Below are 20,310 nucleotides of genomic sequence, written 5' to 3'. Positions count from 1 at the left end.
GCTCCTAGTACCAGTGGGGAGAGTTGAGCTGCCAGAAATGCCAGGCCTGACACGGTGTGCCGTACCGGCCTTGGATGTACCCGAGCCCCCACTTCACCTGGGTGATGGGGTTGTCTCGCCAGTCCGCCCCAGCGGAGGCGAGCTTCTCGGCCGGGAGCGCTTGAGGGATGCCGTAAGCGCCAGATGACGGGTTTTGAGCGTGCGGGTTCCAGCCGGACTCCCCCATCCAGAGGTTATTGAGGCAGTCGAACTGGTTCGTGTCCCCACCGAGCGCCTGCAGCGCGTACGCCTTGGCATCTCCGTTGGCGTCACCGTTCGGGACACCGCCGATACGGCCGGCCGGGTTGTGTTTGATCGCGAGCGCACCGTCGTCGATGTAGGCGCCGAGCTGGGCGACGGACACGGTGGTGAGGAAGTAGCGGCCGCGGCCGTAGTTCTCGATCGTGACGGTCCCGGCGCCGTCTACGGCGCCCACATAGCCGACGTGGCCGATGTTGCTGGTAGAGGAGCCCAGAACGCCGGCGCGTTTGATGGAGATGACATCCCCGGGCACCGGGGTGCGGGTGTAGTCCCAGCCGGGCAGGTTGCCGAGGTTGCCCCAGTCCGCCCCGTTGCCGCCGTGAGGGGTGAGATCCTTCCAGGTCAGCTTCCACGGGGCAGTGCTGACGCCGGCGTCGCGGTTGATGCGCCAGGCGACGAAGTCGGTGCAGTTCCCGTACGCATACCCCAACGGGGACATGGCGTCTTCGGAGTACTTGCCCTTGTAGGGGTAGTCGTCGACCAGGCCGAACGACCCGGCCAGGTTCGTCCCAGCGGACTGTTCGGCCTGCACTTGCTGCGCCCCTGGCAGCAGCCAGGCCACCGCCACCAGGACCGCCATCACCGCGACGACCACGATCGCGGTGATCAGAAGCACCGGGGCAGAGCTGAGCGCACTGGTGAGGGCTGCGACGATCGCGCGGACTGTGTTGGCAGCGGCGGCCGCCGCACGTGAGGCCGCGGCCGCCGTACGCGACGCGCTCACTCCTACGCTCCGCGCGCTCGCGACTCCCTTCGCCCGTTTGCGGCCGGCAATGATCCCACCACGGACCAGGCCGGACCCGTGGCGTTGCGTTCGGATCGCCGCCCGCCCATCCCGGGTGCCCGTGACCAGGTTCTTCGCTCCCGTCGCTTTTGGAAGCAACCGCTGACCGACACCCCGAGGGGCACTGGGGCGGCGGTGGGTGCGCTCCTGCAGGTCCTGGTCCTCCTGGCTGGCCCGGTACCCGGCCGTGGCCGCGTTAGCGCCGTGCTTCACCGTCTTACCGGCACCCTTGGCAGCCCCTCTAATCGCCGTCAGGAGAGCGCGCGGTTTGCCGGCGCTGCTGGCGGCGGTGTCGCCGATGAGGCGTTGTGACCGGCGGGCCAGGCTGAGCCGGCCCAGGTGGTCGGTCGCGTTGCTGCCGGTATCCTGCCTGCGGAGATCTCTCATTCGTTCGTCTCACCGAACTTGGTCGAGAACAACGAATACAGAAGGGAGTCTTCCGGGATCCGGCCGTCGAATGGGATGACCCGGCCACCGGAGCGGAGCAGCCCCTGCCCGGGGAGCACGTTGGTGAATCGGCGCCGCTGTTCGCTGCTGAAGTGCAGCAGCTCGACCAGCGCGTCCGCATCGGTCGGGTTTTGACCCAACAGAGCCAGGAAGTCCGAGTTCGCCAGCATGAGACGGGCGTCCTCGTGGGCGAGTACCGCTTCGATGTTCTGCGTGATGCCGGTGGCGATCGCCCCGTACTTCCGTACCCGGGCCCAGAGGGTGCGGAAGAACTCGGACAGGAAGCGGTCGACCAGCAGCAGGTGGAACTCGTCGATGTACACCCAGGTGCGACGGCCGATCGCCCGGTTTCGGACGATGCGCTGCCAGACCTGGTCGAGGACGACCATCATGCCGAACGACTTCAGCTCGCTACCGAGCTGGTTGATGTCCCACGAGAACAGGCGAGCATTGGTGTCGACGTTCGTCTGGTGGGAGAAGGTGTTCAGCGAGCCGACCGTGTAGAGCTCCAACGCCGCTCCCATCTGGGCGCCCACCGGATCGCCCGTGGCGATGAGGCCGTCGCGCAGATCGAGAAAGGTCGGCATGGGGCCACGCTCGGCCGCATAACGTCGGTACAACGCCACGGTGACACGATCCGCGAGGCTGCGCTGTTGGGCGTTCAGCCCTGTCTGGCCACCGATCAGGTGGTCGAGAGCAGCGAGAACAAAGTTCGACTTGGCCAAGATGGGGTCCCCGTCGTCGGTGGCCGCGTCCAGGTCGATATCCATCGGGTTGACCCTGTCGAGGCTGCCGGCATGAATACGGGCCGTGCTGCCCTGGAATGCGGCAACGCTTGGCTCGTATTCACGTTCCGGGTCGATGATGATGACATCGTCATCCGGTCGGTCAAGGACGATCTGAGCGATCTCGTTCTTGCCGAACTGCGACTTCCCGGACCCCGAGGTGCCGAAGAAGAATCCGTTGCCGTTGGGGGTGGCGGTCCGGTCGGCGACCAGGGCGTTGGAGGACTGGGCGTTCACTCCGTACCAGATGCCGCCAGGCACGAAGAGCTCCTGTGTGGTGAAGGGGACGATGATCGCCGCGGACGCCGTGGTGAGGGTGCGCCGCATCGGGATCGCCCGCCGGCCGATCGGCAGCTCGGTGGTCAACCCGTCGACCTGCATCCACTTCAGGACTTCCGCCTTCACCGACTGTTTGCGGATGACGGTCATCGCCCGCTTGACGTTCTGCTCCAGGGCCGCCCGGCTGCCGGCGGAGATGCCGATTACCATCACCGTGCTGAACACTTTCTGGTTCGACGTCGACAGTTCCTGCCGCAGCTCGCGCCCCTCGTCGAGGGCGTCGACGAGCTTTCTGGGGATCATGTCCTCCCCAATGCCCTGCTTCTTCGCCTTCTTCCGTTCGGTGATCGTCTGCATCTCCATCTCGGCGATCTGCCGTTCGATCAGGGTCATCCCTTCGATCTGGTCGTACGGTTCCAAGTGCAGCGACACCGTCAGGTCGCATTTGATCTCGGTCAGCTCGGTGATCAGCCGGTCGGACAGCCACACCGGGTAGTCCCGCACCCACAGCACCTGGTGGAACGTGTCGGCGGTGCCGTTGTGGAACTGCAGCGGGCCGGCCTTATCGAGCACTTCGATCCCCCACGGCGCCACATAGTCCGCGGTCGCCTGCCGGTGTTTGCCGGCGAAGTCGTCCTCGGTGAACCCGAACAGCTCGTGCGGGCGCAGCACGTGCGCGAGGGCCGCCAGCCGTTCGGTCCGGGTCAGCCGCTCCGCCTTGCAGTCGTCCATGCTCTGCAGGGACGCTTCGATCTCGTGGGCGATGCGGGTCAGGGTGGCGTTGGCCTTCTCCTCGTCCGGCTCCTGCACGGTGACAGTCACGTACTTCTCGGTCACCGTGTTGCCGCTGGCCGAGGCCAGCTTGTCCCGCACGATGCGATTGAAGTCCGAACGGTACTTATCGCCTTCGTCTCCGCGCAGCTGCTTCTGCACCAGGTCGGCCACATCCGCATCCGCGAGGACCCGGTTGGTGACGGTCTCCTGCACGCGGGTGCCAGCGCCGAAACTGTTCAGGAACCGTGCCCACCGGTCCACGATCGACTCCTGGTGTTCTTCGGCCGCGGCAACGTAATTGATGTCGGAGACCCGCATCGTCATCGACCATTCGTCCGCGCCGAGCCAGGCGACACCGTTGGGCAACATGGTCTTGTAGCCGAGGACGTCCCGCGTGCTCTTCGGCACCGACTTGAACACGCCCGGCGCCGCGGAGGTGTCAGTGCCGGTTCGTCCGGCGCGGCCGCGCCGCTCTCCGGGAGCTGGCAGGGCGGGCTTCTTCTTGGTGCTCGGAAAGGGTGCGCCGAGCCCGCGCCTGCGCCCGGGCGTCTGCTCGGCTCCTGCGGACTGGCTGTTCGGCAGGCTGGTGTACGGGTTTGCGGTTTCGGTGGAGGTAGGTGTCGACATACGGGATAACCCTTCTGAGGAAGTGGAATCGGAGGAAGTACTGTGCGTGGATCTCGGGTTTCAAACCCATCGGCCGAAACCATCCCCACCACGCCGCGGGGACATCGATCGCGAACATGGCGAACATGGCCACGTTGGTGGCCTGCTCCCAGGCGGCCTTCGTTCCGTCCTGCGGGGTCGCGATCGCGAACGCGATGGCGGCGAACACGCCACCACCGACGACGACCATGAACACCAGCGAGCCGAGCCGTCGCCAAGAGAGCCCGAACATCGGTTTGGCCTCGTAGGCGGTGATCTCTTTCGGGACCTTCATCTCTAGTGCCATGGTTCAGCCCTCCCCGACGATCGCTTTGGCGACCCCGTTCGCGCCGATGACCAGAACCACGAGCACGGCCGGGGCGATGAAGAAGCTGCCGTAGTTGCCGAGGATGAATCCCCACGGGTCGCCTTTGTAGCCGGCGTGGCCGCCCAGCCAGCCGCCGAGCAGCGCCTGGTAGAACTTCACGGTGATCAGCATCACCGTCCCGGTGAACGCTGCGACCGCGAACCGTTTCAGATAGCCGATGCCGATCTGCTTGGTGTCCTCGTGCCCGAAGAACGCGATCGGGAGGGACGCGAACGCGCTCATCAGATACATCTGCAGGAACCGGACGAACACCAGCACAATCACCACGACCGTTCCCAGCGACGACACTAGGAACGGCAGCAGCAGCACGATGAACAGGCCCAGCTGCATCCATATCCCGCCGGACTGGATGTCAGCCTTCATCGTCTCCCCCAGCAGCTGCTGCCCGCTGGCGCCGGTGCCGACGTCGAGATTGTTCGCGGCCTTGGAGATGATCGTGGACACGGCGGCGATGGCGTTCAGGATGATGGTGGCGTTCTGGGCGACCAGGAACACGAGAACGACCTTCAGCAGCGTGCCGGAGATGATCCGGACGCCGAGCTCCCGATCGGCTTCGATCCGGGTCGAGTTCGATGCCAGCATCAGCATGAAGATGATCGCCAGCACGATCGCGGTGATCGGCTTCACCGCGGTGTTGTGAATCAGGATCGACGCGTCGTACAACGCCTTGTTGTACTGCTCCGGCGTTTGCAGGAGGCTGTCCGTCCCGCCGCTGACACCCGCCGATAAGGCGTTCAACATCAGCACGAGCCCGGGCGTGATGTCCACGAACTACCAGCCGCCAGTCAACGTCGTGAACAGAGCGGCCGCGGAAATAATCATCCCTCCGCCCACGATCTGCCAGATACCGCCCTGGATCGCCGGCCCCTCATGGTTCTTCAAACCCCCAGCGAGGACGATCACACCCCACAGCAGCCACAAGCTGCCACCCAGGATCGCGACCTTGCTGATCAGCTGCAGGATCGAATTCAACAGATCCATCTCAACGACCGCCCTTCTTCACCACGGCGCCCGCGGTGGGGAGGACGACGGCGATGAGGCAGCCGCTGGCGGCGGCGAGGAGTGTTGCCTTCTGGATGAGGGTGGGCATGAGTTGTCGGTTCCTTACGTGTTCGGTGTGGATGTGGTCATCGAAAGGTCTGTGGGGGTGCCCGGTGGGTGCGGACCGGATGCACCGGGTGGTGGCGGGTGTTGAAGAACACGATCCCGACGCCGGCCGCCCACACAAGGGCGACAACGGCGACGATCAGGACGGACGGCATCACCGATGTCCCTTCCTGGTCGGGGTGTGGGGGAAGAGTTGGAGGGTGTGCGCGGTGAAGGTCAGTAGCCCACCGGCCGAGGTCAACCGAACTGCCGGCTGAACGATCGAGGCCGGGGCTGTCTCCGCCGACAGCTCTCCCCCACCACTCACCACGACGACACCCGCGCTCCCGAGACAACGAGCTTGAGTCGGTCCTCGATCGTGAACGCCGCCTGCCCGGGCTCGATGGTCCGGGTAGTGCCGTAGACCCGGTATCCGAGCATCCGTAACGCATCCAAACGATGCGCGCGAACCAGCAACCGTTCCGTCTGCTGTCCGGCGTCCAACAACGACACGTGCCGGGTCGCTACCGTGCACCGGGCCGGCCGCTGCAGGTGCTGTTGCATTGGTTCTCCTCCCCCGAGACGGAAGTCTTCGGTTGGTCGTCGGCACGGTCGTGTTTGCCGTTCACGAGATAGAAGGGGTGGGCCGCGCAGTTGACGACTGCGCGGCCCACCCCTTCTGTTCTCGACGACTGTTTACGAGCCCGTCACCGTGACCGAAAGGCGAGACCGACGATGAACACCACACCGCTCCCCCAACCGATCACCGGCATGCCCCGGTGACGATGAACACCTCAGCGGCAGTGTCGGAAACGGTCACCATCCCCACCGGTGGGATTCCTTTGCATCCGACCGATGACATCGGGCAAGCGAGGGAACGATCCCTGCTACGCCAACACGAGGAGGCACTCCGTGAACTCACCCAGCGCGGATACACGGTGGACGCGAACACGACAATCGAGTACCCGACCCGCGGTACCTACCAACTCCTCACCTACCTGTCCAAGTAGCGAGGCAAATAGCGGCTCGGGTGTCCGTGCGCGGCATGGCACCTGCCGGCGCCATAAGAAGGGCAACCCTGCCCCTCTTCTCTCCCCGGTGCTGCCTGCGGCAGCTGATCGAGCACGCGGTGCGTGCCCCGTGCTTGTCGGCGATCCTCGCCGATCCGGCCTACCGACCCTATTTCGCTCCCACTGGTTCCGTGCCGTCCCGGCCGCTATTTGCAGACTCCGGTCGCTGCGCTCCCTCCGCTTAGCAACCGCGCCCGTGACGGCACTGCACCAGCTTCCGCTCAAACGGGATCAGAGCGCCGGAACGGCAAGGAAAACGACCTGAGGAAGAGAACAACCCACCACACACAGGAAGGAGAACACCGTGAACACCAACACCGACATCAACGACCAAGCGCAAGAGATCGGCGGATATGTGGTCCCGTCCGACCCGATGGACGGCCTGCAGTGCGAGTCGTGCCAATAGACGCCACTGGCCACGAACGGGCAAACCCGATGGCCACCAGTGGGCACACCTCGTGTCCGCCCAGGCCGGTTTGGCGAGGCCGTCAAACAACGGAGGAAGCATGCGACCCTACACACCGGTCGAGATCATCACCGCAGGTATCAACGACACCCGGGAAACCTTCGCCGACCTCTACCTCACGTTGGCGGAGCTGCGTGAGCGCGCCGCGTACGAATACCACCGAGCATTCGTCGACCACGATGCCAGCTGTGGTGACGGTGGCCGGCTGCCGTTCCATCCGGCACCGGCCGGGTTCGGCGGTGACGAGGTCGCCATCCCCGCCCGGCCCGTCCGACTAGACCGGCTCACGGATGCTGGCCTCCAGCTCTACACCCACGGCATCCGCACCGCCCTGCAAGAACGCGCACACCTGCGCCAGCAGATCGATGACACCGTCCTCGACCTCGAACGCATACACACCGTGACCGACGGCACCACTGCGGGACTCGTCGCCAGCGTGCTGCACCACCTCGACGTGGTCGAACACCGCCGTCGCACGGCAACCGGCACCGCCAGCACCCGGCCGGTCACTGCCTGGAGCGACGCGCCCGTCCGTATCCCCGGCACCACCACCTACACCACCACTGTGAACAACCCCGTACAGCAGCACCCGTTCGGGTGAAAAGCCGACCCCACCGACCATCAGTAGACACACCTGTCTGCTGGCCCGGTATCCATACAGAAGAAGGAGTACTACACGCATGACTGTCATCGACGACACCACCCCCACCACCGCTGAGACCCCACACCCAGACCCGGGCGCGCTGGTTGTGAACCAGACACCAGCGGACGAGGACACGACGGATCACGGGCGCACCCGGAAACGGGCGATCGGGTTCATCACCGCCGCTCTCCTGGTCAGCGGAAGCATCACCGGCGGCTACGCGATCACTGTCGGCGCCGCCAGCAACGAACTCGACAGCTTGAACACCCAACTGGCCACCCTGGCCCGCACGGACGCCACCGCACACCGCGAATACCCGGCAGCGACGAGAACAGCCACCGGGTATGAAGCAACACTGGCCGGGATCCTTGGTGCACCTGCCGGGTCCCTCGACCCTCTCTCGCAGCGGCAACTCCAGCACGCCTCGAGCCTGTTGAACACGTTCCTGCACTTCAAGCCCGCCACCCCCATCACCGCAAAGCACGTGGCAGCGGACGGAATCCTGCTTCCCACCTACATTCACGCGATCGGGACCGCGAAAACCACCGTCGACGGGCAAACACCCAACGTCGACACCAGCAGCCGCATCGCCCACGGATACACCATCGCCCGACAACACGCCCAAGCTGCTTTGGCCACGATCGCGGCGACCCTTAAAGACCCCGCAGCAGCATTCCTGGCCGCGAACCCGAAAGCCGACCAGAACATCCAGAACGCGTTCACCGCAGAAACGGCGGTTGTTGAAGCCAACAAGAACCACCCAGCGCAACTGCCCGCGGCGCTCACCGCATACGTCAACGCCGCAACACAACTCGTCGCCTCCCAACAGGCTGCCCTCGCCGCCGAAGCCGCGGCAGCGGCCGCGGCAGCGCAAGCGGCGAACACCCCCACCTACACCGACCCCACCACCGGCCACACCATCACCAACCCCCACTACAACTCCAGCGGCGGAACCACCCACCACACCGGAAGCAGCGGAAACGGCGGCGGTAATGGTGGGAGCACGGGTGGAAGCGGGAACCCCGGCGGCACCGGCACCGGCACCAACGGCGGAGGCGGCGCCGGCGACGGCGGCAACAACGGTGGCGGTGGGCCGGCCCCTGTCGACCACACCCCACACGTCACCGCCAACGGCGATTACCGCCCGGGATGTGACGGGTTCTACATGTATTCGCAGTCCACCAACTCTGGTGGCGGGATCATCATCGACGTCGACTACTCCTACACGTACACCACCTACAGCACCGACGACGGCTGGGGGCTGAAGGTGTACGACTGCGACGAATAACCGCACGAGCAAAAGACAGCGGGGTGGCAGGTCAAATGACCTGCCACCCCGCTGCTGTGTTGCCTGCGCTTGGTTACTTGGCGTGTGCGCCCTTCTTCCGGCGGGAGATGGCCATGATGGCGGCTCCGGTTAGGAGCATGAGCGCGGCCCCGATGCCGAGGTAGACGTCCCGGGTGGTGTCCGAGCCGGTGTGGGCCAGGACGGCGGTGGGGGTGACGGTGAAGAGTTCGTCGTGGCAGCCGCCTTCAGCGATCACAACACCGTTGCTGTCGGTGGTGGTGTGCACGAACCCGTATCGCCCGGCAGGTAGCGACTTCGTGTCGGCGGTGGTCAGGTTGGCCGCAGCCGCTTTCCCTGTCGCCAGCTTGACGGCGGGGAGGGCCTCCACCTTCGTGGCAGGGGTGCAGACGAGCTGGGTGGTGTTCTCGGCTTGCCGGTAGAGGGTGACGGTGGTGGTTGCCCCGGCGGGAACCCACCCGCTGACATGGAGGGTGTCATGGCCCACCGTGCCGGCCACTAGACCGGCCGGTGGGGTGGATGTGACAGTCGGGGCGATGATCTTCGTCTGTTCTGTCGTGTCCCCGCACACACCGGTGCTGATGACCTGGCCTGTGTCGTGCAAGGTTGCGGTGACAACCCAGTTGATCACCGACCCGACAGGGGTGCCCGCATCGACCGGGAACTCCTCAGACGGGAACTCCCCCGCTGCCGTCGCGGTGACCGGGTGGGCGGAGTTGTAGGTGAGGGTGGTGGCATCGCACACCGGTTGGGTGCCGGGCTTCTGCAGGTACCCGGCGAAGGTCAGATCGACACCACCGGTCGGCATCGGCCCAGCCACAATCGCGATGTCCTGTGCCGCGCTCCCCGGGCCCGAACTCGCCAGCGCCTTGCTGGTCACGTTCGGGCCGACGATCTGCACGGTCTCGGCGGGGACGGCGAAGTCGTCAGCCCAGTCCGTGAAGAACCCCTGATACTGCGGTGGTTGCGCGCTCTTCTCGATACTCCACTGCATCGTCACATACCCGGGCTTCCACCCAACCTCCACCGGTGGGGCCTGCGCCGGGTCCGGACCATCCACCGTCTTAGTGACCGTGGCGATCAGCACCGCATCCTTCGACGGCTTCGCCGCCTGTTCGGGCTCGGTGGGGGTGTAGTAGGCGCGGCCGGTGAAGGTGACCGGGATCCGCTGCCCGGCTTCCTGCAACCACGCACCACCGACCAGGGACGGGGTCAGCATGTCCGTCACTTGCCCACCCAACGCAACCTGACGCGCATCCAAACGCTGCGCCAACGTAATGCCACGGGCGGAGTCTGACGGCGACAAACTCGTCGTGAAGTGCACCGTCGACGGACTGATGCTTGTCTCCGCCACCTGACCAAACCGATCCGTAAATGCGTAATTCGGAGGAAGCTGTGTCTTTACGCCAGCTGTCTGATCAAGCGCGTCAATCGACCAGACCCAGGTGTAATAGCCGGCCTCTTTGATCGCGGTATCGCTGGTGGCCGTGTAGGTCTTGTTAGGTCCAATCACATCCGAGGTGGTTACCGAGGCGTGACCGGCAATGGGCGCACCCGATGGAATCTGGTCTGATTCGGTAAACGGTTGTGTTGAGGGCCCAACAAGGGTGCCCTTCGCTGAGATAACGGCAAATGCACCACCGGACCGCTGCGCCCACGGGTTGTTCACGGTGTGTCCGTTGTCGGTGAAGGTGGTGGTGTTGAAGGTGAGGGTGTCCTGTGGTTTCTTGCCCGGTTCGACAAACTTCGATGCCACCCTCGTCCCGACAACGGGTGCGAAGAGGGTGGTGCGGTTGAAGGGGTCGTGCCCGCTGATCTGGTAGCTGCCACCGGTCCGTGCCCCGTTGCCGGCGAGGAGACGTTGCTGGGTGCCGGTGTCGAACTGGGTGAGCTCCGCTGCAGCACCGCCGGGATAGGTGACGGTGCCGGTGGCGCTGATCTGATAGTCCGGCGCGTTCTGAGGCGGGACACCCTGAACCGCTACTGACTGTCCATCCCGCAGCCCGGTGATGGTGTTGGTTCCGGTGGAGGGGAAGACACCGTTGGTGAGGGTCGTGGTGGTTGCTACTCCCCCGCTGATGCCGATGTGGGCGGTCATCGTGCCGGCGTAGTTGTTGCTGTCCACGTTGAACGTGTAACTGCCCGTTGGGGTCCCCGCCGGTGCACCAGACTGGTGTGCTTGCGCGTATGCCCACACTTCGTGGTACTTCGCCGTGATCTCCGGATGCGATGCACTAATGTATCCGGCACCTTCTTCCTCGGTGCCCTGTTGGATGCCGCCGCCGAGGTGGGAGCCGGTGTAGGCGTAGATGAGGAAGTTGAGCGCGGCCCGCGAGGTGGCGTCTCCGTGCCCATACACGTCGTAGGCGGCGTTGATTCCCGCCATCGCCGGCCCGGTGAGCGTGTATCCGTGGTCCGAGGCGAAGGAGGTGATCGTGTGCCCGGCACCCGTGTTCCCGGACGGCCACGCGCGGGACGGGTCGCCACAATAGGCGTCGACACCGCCGGGGGCGTTATACGAACCGGCGTACCCGCCGAACTTGGTCGCGTTCGCGACCCCCAACCCCTCCGACGCCAACACCTGAGGCGACTTCGCCGTCAGAGCGGCCGCTCTTTCTGCCGGGAGAACAGCACCGGTTGCGGCCGCGACGATAGCGGCCGCGGCCGTGACGGTCGCGGCACCCCGGAGAAGTCGCTCTAGCCGGGTGCGGGTGGTCGGCTGGGGCGGGTGGTTTGCAGCTGATGGGTCGGGTTTGACCGGCAGCGTCCCGTCTGGTCGTTTCCGAAACAACATGAAGAGGGATTCCTATCTATATGACTTGGCGCGACGATCGTTCGCGCGTCACAGATAGAAAGGGGGTGGTGCGCAGTCGACAACTGCGCACCACCCCGCACCCCTTGGAACGTCCCGGGTCAGGCGGCCTCAGCAGGCTCGGAGGACGCTATTCGAGAGGCGTACGTGTCGACCAGGGCCCGCAACCGGTCCCCGGAAAGCGGGGTATAGTGGCATGCCCCGCACGCGTGTGGCTGGTCGCGTACTCGAGCGCCGAGCACCGTCCTGCGGTCGTGCTCACCGTATTGATGAGCGTTCCGCAGTAACGCCACATGCGCCAGCAAACTTGACCGTTCCGGGTGCGGCCGCCCACCCCACAACACCTTGAACAGGGCGTCCAACTGCGTCCGGGTCAAAGCAGGGAATAACTCTTCCGCCAGCCGGACACGGTTCGTCTCCCCGCACTCCTTGTCCAGCTCATGCGACACTCCAACCATTGGGAGTGCCGACACAAACCAACACACCGCCTCCCCTACTGCCTCCCATAGCGCGGGCGGTGTTTCCGGCCGGAGCAACTCGAACGTGTGCACGGCCAACGCCTCCCACCCCTGGTCTAAGCTTGCCGATGCCGCAGGTGCCTCCGGTTGAATGCCCGCCTCTCGCAACTCGTCGAGAGAGACTTCAGCTGTCGGTGAGCGGTCTTGGGCGACCTCGTCATACACCCATCCTCTGCCCTGCTTTGGCGTTGGAGGTTTTGTCGCGCACCGAACCACAAACCCGATCGGGCTCTGCGCCGCCACAATCTGCGGCAACACCAAGGGGCGGCTATCACGGCGACGAACAACATCTCTCTCTGCCTCGAGCTGGAGGCGCGTCACCACCATGCTCACGGCCCGGTTCTCATCAAAATCAGATGCTCCAAGCCGGCCACGAGCGACCGCCACGATCGGTCCCGCAAGATACTGACGGATCATCGCCACGTACCGCGCACTGCACCCACGATCCATCAGCACGTCCGAACCGCCCGCGAGGATGTTGACAGCCTCTACCAGAGCCGCCGCCGCTTCACCACGCGAAAGCTCAAACACCACCCACCCCCGACCCCGGCACTACCAGATCATCCAAGCCAGCCTGCGCGGCCACCTCGTCCAGCAACGCCAACGCCTCACGCAACGACTCACGAACAGACACCGCATACAAGGGCGCGTGGCGCATAGCGCCCACGAGCTCGTCGCGCGGCGTCAACGCGAGAAGGGACGCAGGCAACGTCGCCTTCCTCACCAACTGTCGCATCACCCGCCGCTCCACCGAAGAAGGCGTGCATGGAACCCGTGATTGTGCAGCAATGGCAGCACCGGGACGGCGCGCGTCGTTCTCGTGAGCCGCGGTTGCAAGAGCTGTACGTGAAGTGCCCACCAGGAAGGACGCAGGCATCGTCCCTTTGCGCACCAACTCCCGCATCAGCTCACGCTCAACCGGATTCCGCATCTCGGATTCTGCCGCAGTAGCGCTGTCATCCTTGAAGCCCAGATCCTGTAAGTGCATACAATGCACTATAGTGCGGAAAGCGCACTATAGTGCCATGGAGCTGGCATTTGGGATCGGACTGCCTCGGCGAGCAAGCTGTCGATTGCTTTCAAATAGAAGCGCGAATCCCACCACCAGGCTCAGGCATGTTGCAACGACTAACGCCCCGTCTAGTCCCTCGAGGGCTGTTGCCCGTGTCGTCATAGTCAAGCCGACGAGAGTCAGGCGTTCGATTGCCGTCAGGAGGCCAATGGCAAAGCCGACCCCGACGAGCGAACACCCCAGCCTTTGCATGATGGGCTGAGGGGAGACGCGGACTCGGGCATTGGCTCGACGAATAACCAAGATCGCGCACCCCGCTGAATAGACGTTGACCAGCTGCGTAAAGGCGAGAACCTGCCATTCTTCTCGATAGGGCTCGACGCGGTAAGCGGTGGTGGGCATCTCAGCGAGGCTGAAAAGTATGCACACCAGCGCAAGAGTCACTGTGGCCAACGCCACACCGGACCATGACGTCAATGACCCCGGGGTGATGGGGTGTCGCGTCGGAGCGAATGAAGATGTGAGAAAGAACATTGCGATAACGAAGGTCAATTGCACAACTAAGTAGAGGCTGTTGTTGCCGCCAATCGCTGGATCAATCGCGAGATAGATTGGCTTGACGTTGAGTGTCAAGCAGAGCGCGAGGCTGGCAAGGCCCATGATCGCGAACGCTGACTGGGCGCCGGTGCTTCGGAGCAACCGCACCGCGGCAGCGATGCACGCCACTGCCCCAACAACTATCAACAGGTTCCAGGACGACAATGCGTTTCTCCTCTTAGAGGTTCTGGATCTCCCTAAGCAACTGCGCGTCGTGCGCGGCTTTGGCCTCGGCTGCTCTCTCGGCCTCGTTGCGTGCCCTGTCGCGGGCTTTCGAGATCAACTCTCCAAGGTCTACGCGCATGGCATCGGCCAGCTTGATCAATTCGCCAGCCGTGATCTCCTTTTCACCCTTGAAGATTCGCTGCACGGTAAAACGCCCCAAGGATAACTCTGAGGCAAGCTGCTTTATTGGAATCCCGGCGAGTGCGCGAGCCATACGTAGCTCAGCGGCAAGAGCATCGTTGAGCGTCGGTGGCGAGACGGCACGCATATCGCTCATTCAATGATCATAAGTAGGCGATGCTGGTCCGAAGCCACTAAGGTGCAGAATAAGCTCTTATGTGCAAGATTGGTAACACTTCGTGGACCTGTCACGTCTGTGCGGAGAGAGCGGTACAGAAGAAGGAAGGGATGCGCGCAGTGCTCACGGCCCCAATCGCGAGCGGACCAACAGACAATTCCCGACGGCGGATGGTCCGCTCGATAGCGGATCACATGTTTCCCCGACACGCGCCCACCATCCCAGATTCAGATTCTGCCGCCTTATACGGTGACGGCATGGCAGCTCAACGGTATCGAGGCGGAAGACGCAGCAAGGGTGAGCGCGAGCCGCTCATTTCGAGGGTTGCTCCAGCGATCGGCGATGCTGTTCGCCATCGAGCCAGCAGGCAGGGACTCACCGTTAACGACTTCATCGCCTGTGTGCTTGCGAAAGAAGTCGGCATGCCTGAGCTGGCGCCCACGCACGGATCAAACGAGGAGCTGCCCATCTCAGCCGCTTAACCAGAAAGGGCCCGTCACCGAAGTGACGGGCCGCTCCCAAAGTCTGGAGCTCAAACCCTCAAAACTTGGCGGTCGCGAGGTTCGAGCTTCATCTCATGAATGAAATCCACATCCGGTAGGAGCCGGAGGCTTCTTTACACCCTCTGAGAGGAGTTGGCAGCATCGTAACCCAGATTTCGGGTTCGTGCACGTGCGCGCGTGTTCCGCGTGTCGGCGTGTCGGCCGTGAACCGCTCCGTCGCCCGTCTTGTCGACGTCGAGCTGCAGCTGTCTCTCTCCCCCGTTTCTGCCCCGCTGCAGGCCCGCACGATGTCGTGCCCGGCCGCCGGTGGCGCCCGTCCTGCACGCCCGATTGACTCCGTCGACGGCGCGTGCGCCCAGCTCCTCACCCTGAGGAGGACGGTCATCACCCAGTAGCGCAGAGACCGTGGCCGGCGCCAAGCGCCCGCCCTCCCCCGCACCGGTCGGCCCGCCTCCGCGCGGTTCCGGCACATCGCATCACAGAAGCGCCGTCACCTGCGGCGATCTTGTTGCGCCCGAAAACAGTGCCGAGCACATGTCGGCAGCTTTGCTGCGCCCATTTCCAGGAAGGACCACCCCGGTCATGAGAGCCACCACGGCTAAGGCCAAACGCCGCGCCCTCACAGCCGCGCAGGCGTCCCGGCGCCCGGCCGGCTACCCGCTCGCCACCGCCAGCGTGCGGACGGCGCGGGAGGCGCTGGATTCGCTCGAGGAGTTCGCCCGGCAGGCGCCGCCGACCCCTGAGGGGCGCGTGCGGGAGAAGACCAGCTGGTCGATCCCGATCGAGCCCGGCGCCTGGGCGGCCGTCCCGTGCTGGGAGTCCCGCCGGCAGTGGCGCGACATCCTGCTGGACCTGCAGAACGACAACGACCCGCTGTGGCTGGAAGCACGGGCGAAGTGGAAGATGGCCAACCGCACCGCCTTTGCCGTCGCCTACGTGCTCTCCGAGGCTGCGGACGGCAAGACCGGCCGCCACGTCACCATCTCCTACCGCACCGTCCGCGCCCGGGTGCTGGCCAACACCAGCCGCGGGAGCGGCCGCCCGATCCGCATCGGGGACAGCGCCGTGGCGAAGTGCGTGAAGATGCTCGAGCACGTCGGCCTGCTGCGCCGGATGGCGACCGGGCGCAACATGCTCTCCCGCGAGGAGCGCGCCGAAGCGTTCCACACCCACGAAGGCACCCAGACCGCGGCCGCCAACGTCTTCGCCTGCACCACCCCCGCCCGCCTCGCCGCCGCCGGCGGGACGCCCCTCGCAAGCTCCCCTGCAGCACGGACGGCTGCCCCGGTTCGACCTGTGGATAAGTCCTGCACCGATACGACGATTTCCGACCTATCCCCGCTTCGCTCTTCAAACACAACTGGTCCAGAAAACCTAGATCACCTCCCCCTACGGGAGATGGAGCGCTCTTCGAGCGCACAGCCTGGAATAAAGCGGGTTGTTTCTGAGGAAGCATCAGCTTACGTTCCCGAGACCCCGCGAACGCCGGGACGGATCGAACTGCTGGCTCGCCTGGACCAGTGGAGCTCCGGCAAAGACATGATCCTCTCCCCCGACACGGCGGCGCCCGCCGATCCCGCCCAGCTGCGCGGGGCATTCACCCGCGAACGCATCGGGAAGTCCGGATTCCCGCTGGTCAACCGGATCGGCCGACTGGAAGCAGCGCTGCTGCAGGCCGGTGTCGACCTGGACGCCTGGACCTGGTGGCAGATCGTCGAGCAAGTCGAACGCCGCTTCGCCACCGACAAACTCACCGCCGCCGCCCGTGTCGCCGCCGCCGATGACCCGATCGGCTACTTCACGTGGATGGTCAAAGCCACCATCACGGCCGGCGACACCCCCCGCACCATCACCCCGCCCTCCCCCTGGAACCCCGCCTACCAGCCGGCGGCCGCCACGGCGTCCCGGCCGGCGCCGGCCGGCCCCTCGCCCGCAGCTCCCGTCGACGACCAGGCCGACGTCGTCGACGCCGAGTTCACCCTCTCGCAGCTGCACGCGGCCGCGGCCGCCGAACGCGACACCCGCCGTGCGCAGCTGCGCACCGCCCGGCGCGCGATCACCGACGTCCTCTTCGGCGAAGGCCGCCACCCCCACGAATTCGAGACGCCCGCCCGCGACCTGCACGCCGAGATCCAAGCCCTCCACGAGCGCCTCACCCGCCGCGGCTGGACGCTCGACCTCCACGAGCTCGCCCAGGGCGAGATCCGCTGGAACGACGAACGCACCCGCACTCCCCACCCCGCCGACGGCCTGGAACCGGTCACCAGCATCGCCTTCATCGTCCCCCGCACCGCCGGCACCCACGCCCACTACAACCTCAACACCGCAGGTACCCCCACAACCCACCTCCGCCTCACCCTCCCCCAACTCCACACCGCCCTCGACCGCCGACACTGAAGCCGTCCAGGCGTTTCGAGTCCCCATGCAGCTTCCAGACAGTATGTTTTCGGCGAACATACAAGACCGCGGCCGAGGCCGCACAGCACCAAAGGGGGAAACGGGTGGGCACCATCACGCCGCGCACGTCGACGAGACGAATCCGACGCGCACGCAAGGCGGTTGCAGCTCTCCTGCAGGATCAGCGTGCCGAGTCGATACGTCTTGAGCGGAAGCGGTGCGCCGAGACGGCGCGGATCCGCGATGCCGCGTAACTCGACGCCTACCAGACCGCCCGAGTCGAGATCTACGCCCCCTTCATCGACGCGATCCGGAACGCGTCAACAGACGTAGCATTCGCAGCGACCAGCGACCAGCGACCAGCGACCAGCGACCAGCGACCAGCGACCAGCGACCAGCGACCAGCGACCAGCGACCAGCGACCGCGAGATCGCCGACATGATCCGCTGACTTTCCCTTCTGGCCTGTATCGATCCACAAGAGGAATCATGGCGTTCAACATCTAAAGAAAGAGTTGAAAGCCACGTAACAAACGTATTCAACGCAAGGAAAGATAGACAATAAAGACTTGGGTTTATTGTCTATCTTGCAATAGCGTGAAGACGGCGTGTTTACCGCCGAAGTAACGCAAGAAAGACAAGACTTGAAAGGCAAGTGTTTTTGAGATGAGGAGACTCGTGGGACCTAGAACTCTTCGACGACGCCTGTTGGCGCTGACAAAGCGACCGCGTGTGTTCATGATCGGGAATCACAAGGGGGGAGTGGGCAAGACCTCAGTGACGATCCAGCTTGCTGCTGCGCTAGCGCGGATGGGGTTCCGGATCCTCGTAGTGGACATGGACCCACAGGCAAATCTCACACGTCGGCTGGGATATGAATACGATGATGATCCCTTCGCGACCGTCTCAGAAGCGATCAAGCAGAACGCCGACGGCGCAGCAGAAGGAGTCGTGCTCGGCGCGAACTGGGTCGACGAGAAGTCGGGGGAGCCAACTGCTGAGGCCCAACTGATTGACATCATCCCCTCGCGGTTCGACCTGATCAACCGTGAACAGGAGGCCGGCGCGATCGGATCAGTCCGACGGCTGAGGAAGGCTCTCTCACAGTGGAGCGACCGCTATGACTTCGTGCTCATCGACACACGACCTGACCTAGGGCACCTGGTGCAGATGGCCATGGCGGCCGCAGACGAAGTGCTCGTGGTATTCGACCCTGAGTACGACACCGTCGGGGGAGCGATGCGAATGGAGACCTTCGTAGAAGATCATGCTGTGGACCTCGGTAATCCGACGCTCCGCGTGACCGGATACATCGTGAACGCGTACGACCGCAGCGCCGAACACGACTTCCAGCTCGCCGGCCTCCCGGACGCGGTCAAGAGCAAGCTGTTTCGGCTCGACGTGGGGGGCAGCGTGGTCGACCTCGACGATGGCGGGAACGAGTACCGCATGCCCAGCTTTATCCCGCGCTTCACCCGAATTAAGGAAGCTGACGGGGCGGGTGCCTCCGTGAGCGAGTACCGGAACCGGCGTGGACGTGAAGTGACAGCGATCTATGACCGCCTGGCGGAGAGGTTTGTGGACCGCGTGATAACCAGGGCGGAGGAGGCAGCATGAGCACCCAGAGACGGCGACCCAGCGATGCGGTCGCGCCGCGCCTCGCGCCGCAGGTAGAGCGCATCAACACCGGTGTGGATGAAGTCGCTCTCGCGAGCACCGCTGTGATCGAACCCACGCAACTGGATACGGTGTCCCCGCCGAGCGGTCCCCGGAAGACGGATTCGTCCAAGTCCTCAACGCCAACGTTCGCGGCAGAGCAGGAACTTCCTCGACCAAAGCCAGCTGCTGCACGGAGCCGAGCGGGTAACAGGGACGAATCACTGCTCCTCCCCGAGCCTGAGCCGGGCGAGGACCTCAGCAAAGTGACGCAAACCCTGCAGCTGAGGAATTGGATACGTCTTCGCGCCCAGACCGCCGTTCTTAGGACTGGTGGACTGGATGGCGGGTACAACTCTCTGCAAGCACTCGTCGAAGGGGCTCTACTGCGCGAGATCGCTCGCCTGCAGAGCGAATTCAACAACGGCGAGCCATACCCTCCGAACCAACAAGCATTCCGCACCGGACGACCCCTCGGGAGCTAAGGCCTGCTGATCGGCCCCGTGACGTTCTGAAGTCGCGGGGCCGTTCCGTTGTTCGGGCACGAGCGATCTGAATTATCGAGGCGACGAGCGGTAGCCTTCGTGGCTGGAGGTGTGCGCATGGCGACCGAGATCGAGCTGCGACGGGTGGGGGAGCGGTGTCAGGGTGTCGCCCGGCTCCTGGCGGAGGTGCATGATGAGGCGGCTTCATATGGTGAGCTTGACGAGCTGACGCGGCGCCGGGAGTTGAAGCAGTTCGCTCTGCTGCAGGGCGCTCTGTGGGTGGCTGCGTCTCAGCTGGTGGAGGAGTTGTTTGAGGAGCATGGCCGGGCCGTCGCCGCCATTGTCGCGGGTCGGCCGTGGGGGTGGGAGCAGGAGCCGGTGTGTGGTGGCCTTCCGCGACGCTTCGCGGCGCACTACTCGCCGCACTTCGTACGTCAGCTGATCGTGGCCGCTGGGGCGGTCACGGCGCGACTGACGGGGGAGTGGGCGCATCCGGTGTCGGTGCTCGAGGAGATCGCGCTATGGCTGCTGATCGGGCAGGTTCAGGTCGTCGTCGACGACAACGGGATCCGGCTCGATCCGGGGTGGCGGGACGAGCTCGGCGGGCTGCTGTTCGAGGACGACGACGTCCAGGTGCTGTTCGATGACCCGGACGACGTCGGCAACGAGGTGCTGTTCCAGGCCGCGGGGGAGCACTACCTGCCGGAGAACTGGACGATGTCGTTCTCTGAGGTAGCGAATCAGGCCCCCTACCTCGCAGGGGACAGCTGATCACTTTTCCTCGATAGGTGCGGGGGAGTGGGCGGGTGCTGTGCGGTGAGCGTTTACTGCAGGA

At 64.7% G+C, this 20,310-nt stretch carries 17 protein-coding genes; 7 read left to right on the top strand and 10 right to left on the bottom strand.

What is annotated here, in order from left to right; translation table 11 throughout:
• Nucleotides 1-4: 4 nt before the first annotated feature.
• From IT072_RS20915 to IT072_RS20890, 6 genes are all read right to left on the bottom strand, one after another.
• On the bottom strand, nucleotides 5-1,471 hold the full coding sequence (locus tag IT072_RS20915) for a CHAP domain-containing protein (protein WP_223361042.1): 1,467 nt from the start codon (nucleotides 1,469-1,471) through the stop codon (nucleotides 5-7).
• Complete coding sequence (locus tag IT072_RS20910) at nucleotides 1,468-3,789, bottom strand: VirB4-like conjugal transfer ATPase, CD1110 family (protein WP_223361041.1); 2,322 nt, start codon at nucleotides 3,787-3,789, stop codon at nucleotides 1,468-1,470. Before IT072_RS20910 ends, IT072_RS20915 begins: the two co-directional genes overlap by 4 nt.
• 19 nt (nucleotides 3,790-3,808) lie before the next feature.
• On the bottom strand, nucleotides 3,809-4,321 hold the full coding sequence (locus IT072_RS20905) for a PrgI family protein (RefSeq protein ID WP_223361040.1): 513 nt from the start codon (nucleotides 4,319-4,321) through the stop codon (nucleotides 3,809-3,811).
• A gap of 3 nt (nucleotides 4,322-4,324) precedes the next feature.
• Nucleotides 4,325-5,170, bottom strand: a complete 846-nt coding sequence (locus tag IT072_RS20900; RefSeq protein ID WP_223361039.1) for a hypothetical protein — start codon at nucleotides 5,168-5,170, stop codon at nucleotides 4,325-4,327.
• Nucleotides 5,171-5,173: 3 nt separating this feature from the next.
• Nucleotides 5,174-5,383 (bottom strand): hypothetical protein, encoded by a 210-nt coding sequence (locus IT072_RS20895; protein WP_223361116.1) that lies wholly within the window; start codon nucleotides 5,381-5,383, stop codon nucleotides 5,174-5,176.
• Nucleotides 5,384-5,812: 429 nt separating this feature from the next.
• Complete coding sequence (locus IT072_RS20890; protein WP_223361115.1) at nucleotides 5,813-6,052, bottom strand: hypothetical protein; 240 nt, start codon at nucleotides 6,050-6,052, stop codon at nucleotides 5,813-5,815.
• An 810-nt stretch (nucleotides 6,053-6,862) separates the two neighbouring features.
• Between IT072_RS20890 and IT072_RS20885 the strand changes: the two genes are divergently transcribed.
• The 3 genes from IT072_RS20885 to IT072_RS20875 all read left to right on the top strand — a co-directional run bounded on the left by IT072_RS20885 (nucleotide 6,863) and on the right by IT072_RS20875 (nucleotide 8,955).
• Entirely contained in the window at nucleotides 6,863-6,964 is a 102-nt protein-coding gene (locus tag IT072_RS20885; protein ID WP_223361114.1) for a ribonucleotide-diphosphate reductase subunit beta, read from the top strand.
• A gap of 100 nt (nucleotides 6,965-7,064) precedes the next feature.
• Nucleotides 7,065-7,625: a hypothetical protein gene (locus tag IT072_RS20880; protein ID WP_223361113.1), complete on the top strand. Its 561-nt coding sequence runs from the start codon at nucleotides 7,065-7,067 to the stop codon at nucleotides 7,623-7,625.
• A gap of 79 nt (nucleotides 7,626-7,704) precedes the next feature.
• Entirely contained in the window at nucleotides 7,705-8,955 is a 1,251-nt protein-coding gene (locus IT072_RS20875; protein WP_223361112.1) for a hypothetical protein, read from the top strand.
• A 73-nt stretch (nucleotides 8,956-9,028) separates the two neighbouring features.
• On the opposite strand, the gene IT072_RS20870 is transcribed toward IT072_RS20875, so the two are convergent.
• From IT072_RS20870 to IT072_RS20855, 4 genes are all read right to left on the bottom strand, one after another.
• Nucleotides 9,029-11,551, bottom strand: coding sequence for a hypothetical protein (locus tag IT072_RS20870; protein ID WP_223361111.1), 2,523 nt, complete (start codon nucleotides 11,549-11,551; stop codon nucleotides 9,029-9,031).
• A 1,275-nt stretch (nucleotides 11,552-12,826) separates the two neighbouring features.
• A complete protein-coding gene (locus tag IT072_RS20865) occupies nucleotides 12,827-13,291 on the bottom strand; it encodes a hypothetical protein (RefSeq protein ID WP_223361110.1) in 465 nt (154 codons plus the stop codon).
• 27 nt (nucleotides 13,292-13,318) lie between these two features.
• Nucleotides 13,319-14,077, bottom strand: a complete 759-nt coding sequence (locus IT072_RS20860) for a hypothetical protein (protein ID WP_223361109.1) — start codon at nucleotides 14,075-14,077, stop codon at nucleotides 13,319-13,321.
• Between the two features lie 13 nt (nucleotides 14,078-14,090).
• Entirely contained in the window at nucleotides 14,091-14,414 is a 324-nt protein-coding gene (locus IT072_RS20855; protein WP_223361108.1) for a helix-turn-helix domain-containing protein, read from the bottom strand.
• Between the two features lie 718 nt (nucleotides 14,415-15,132).
• On the opposite strand from IT072_RS20855, the gene IT072_RS20850 reads away from it, so the two are divergent.
• The 4 genes from IT072_RS20850 to IT072_RS20835 all read left to right on the top strand — a co-directional run bounded on the left by IT072_RS20850 (nucleotide 15,133) and on the right by IT072_RS20835 (nucleotide 20,246).
• Nucleotides 15,133-15,333 carry a hypothetical protein gene (locus tag IT072_RS20850; RefSeq protein WP_223361107.1) on the top strand — a complete coding sequence of 67 codons (201 nt, stop codon included), beginning with the start codon at nucleotides 15,133-15,135 and terminating at the stop codon, nucleotides 15,331-15,333.
• A gap of 187 nt (nucleotides 15,334-15,520) precedes the next feature.
• On the top strand, nucleotides 15,521-17,335 hold the full coding sequence (locus IT072_RS20845; RefSeq protein ID WP_223361106.1) for a hypothetical protein: 1,815 nt from the start codon (nucleotides 15,521-15,523) through the stop codon (nucleotides 17,333-17,335).
• Between the two features lie 737 nt (nucleotides 17,336-18,072).
• Nucleotides 18,073-18,951, top strand: a complete 879-nt coding sequence (locus tag IT072_RS20840; protein ID WP_263282078.1) for a ParA family protein — start codon at nucleotides 18,073-18,075, stop codon at nucleotides 18,949-18,951.
• A 641-nt stretch (nucleotides 18,952-19,592) separates the two neighbouring features.
• Nucleotides 19,593-20,246 carry a hypothetical protein gene (locus tag IT072_RS20835; protein WP_223361104.1) on the top strand — a complete coding sequence of 218 codons (654 nt, stop codon included), beginning with the start codon at nucleotides 19,593-19,595 and terminating at the stop codon, nucleotides 20,244-20,246.
• The last annotated feature ends 64 nt before the right edge of the window (nucleotides 20,247-20,310 follow it).

The sequence above is a fragment of the Leifsonia sp. ZF2019 genome (genome assembly GCF_019924635.1).
Taxonomy (GTDB): domain Bacteria; phylum Actinomycetota; class Actinomycetes; order Actinomycetales; family Microbacteriaceae; genus Leifsonia.
The sequence above is the reverse complement of the archived record's forward strand: the minus strand, read 5'-3'. Positions and strand labels throughout refer to the sequence as shown.

What these genes read in the sequence shown, in the direction of transcription:
- IT072_RS20880 (WP_223361113.1), top strand. Translation starts at nt 7,065, where the DNA reads ATGCGACCCTACACACCGGTCGAGATCATCACCGCAGGTATCAACGAC.
- IT072_RS20875 (WP_223361112.1), top strand. Translation starts at nt 7,705, where the DNA reads ATGACTGTCATCGACGACACCACCCCCACCACCGCTGAGACCCCACAC.
- IT072_RS20915 (WP_223361042.1), bottom strand. Translation starts at nt 1,471, where the DNA reads ATGAGAGATCTCCGCAGGCAGGATACCGGCAGCAACGCGACCGACCAC.
- IT072_RS20905 (WP_223361040.1), bottom strand. Translation starts at nt 4,321, where the DNA reads ATGGCACTAGAGATGAAGGTCCCGAAAGAGATCACCGCCTACGAGGCC.
- IT072_RS20855 (WP_223361108.1), bottom strand. Translation starts at nt 14,414, where the DNA reads ATGAGCGATATGCGTGCCGTCTCGCCACCGACGCTCAACGATGCTCTT.
- IT072_RS20835 (WP_223361104.1), top strand. Translation starts at nt 19,593, where the DNA reads ATGGCGACCGAGATCGAGCTGCGACGGGTGGGGGAGCGGTGTCAGGGT.
- IT072_RS20845 (WP_223361106.1), top strand. Translation starts at nt 15,521, where the DNA reads ATGAGAGCCACCACGGCTAAGGCCAAACGCCGCGCCCTCACAGCCGCG.
- IT072_RS20865 (WP_223361110.1), bottom strand. Translation starts at nt 13,291, where the DNA reads ATGCACTTACAGGATCTGGGCTTCAAGGATGACAGCGCTACTGCGGCA.
- IT072_RS20895 (WP_223361116.1), bottom strand. Translation starts at nt 5,383, where the DNA reads ATGGATCTGTTGAATTCGATCCTGCAGCTGATCAGCAAGGTCGCGATC.
- IT072_RS20890 (WP_223361115.1), bottom strand. Translation starts at nt 6,052, where the DNA reads ATGCAACAGCACCTGCAGCGGCCGGCCCGGTGCACGGTAGCGACCCGG.
- IT072_RS20840 (WP_263282078.1), top strand. Translation starts at nt 18,073, where the DNA reads ATGATCGGGAATCACAAGGGGGGAGTGGGCAAGACCTCAGTGACGATC.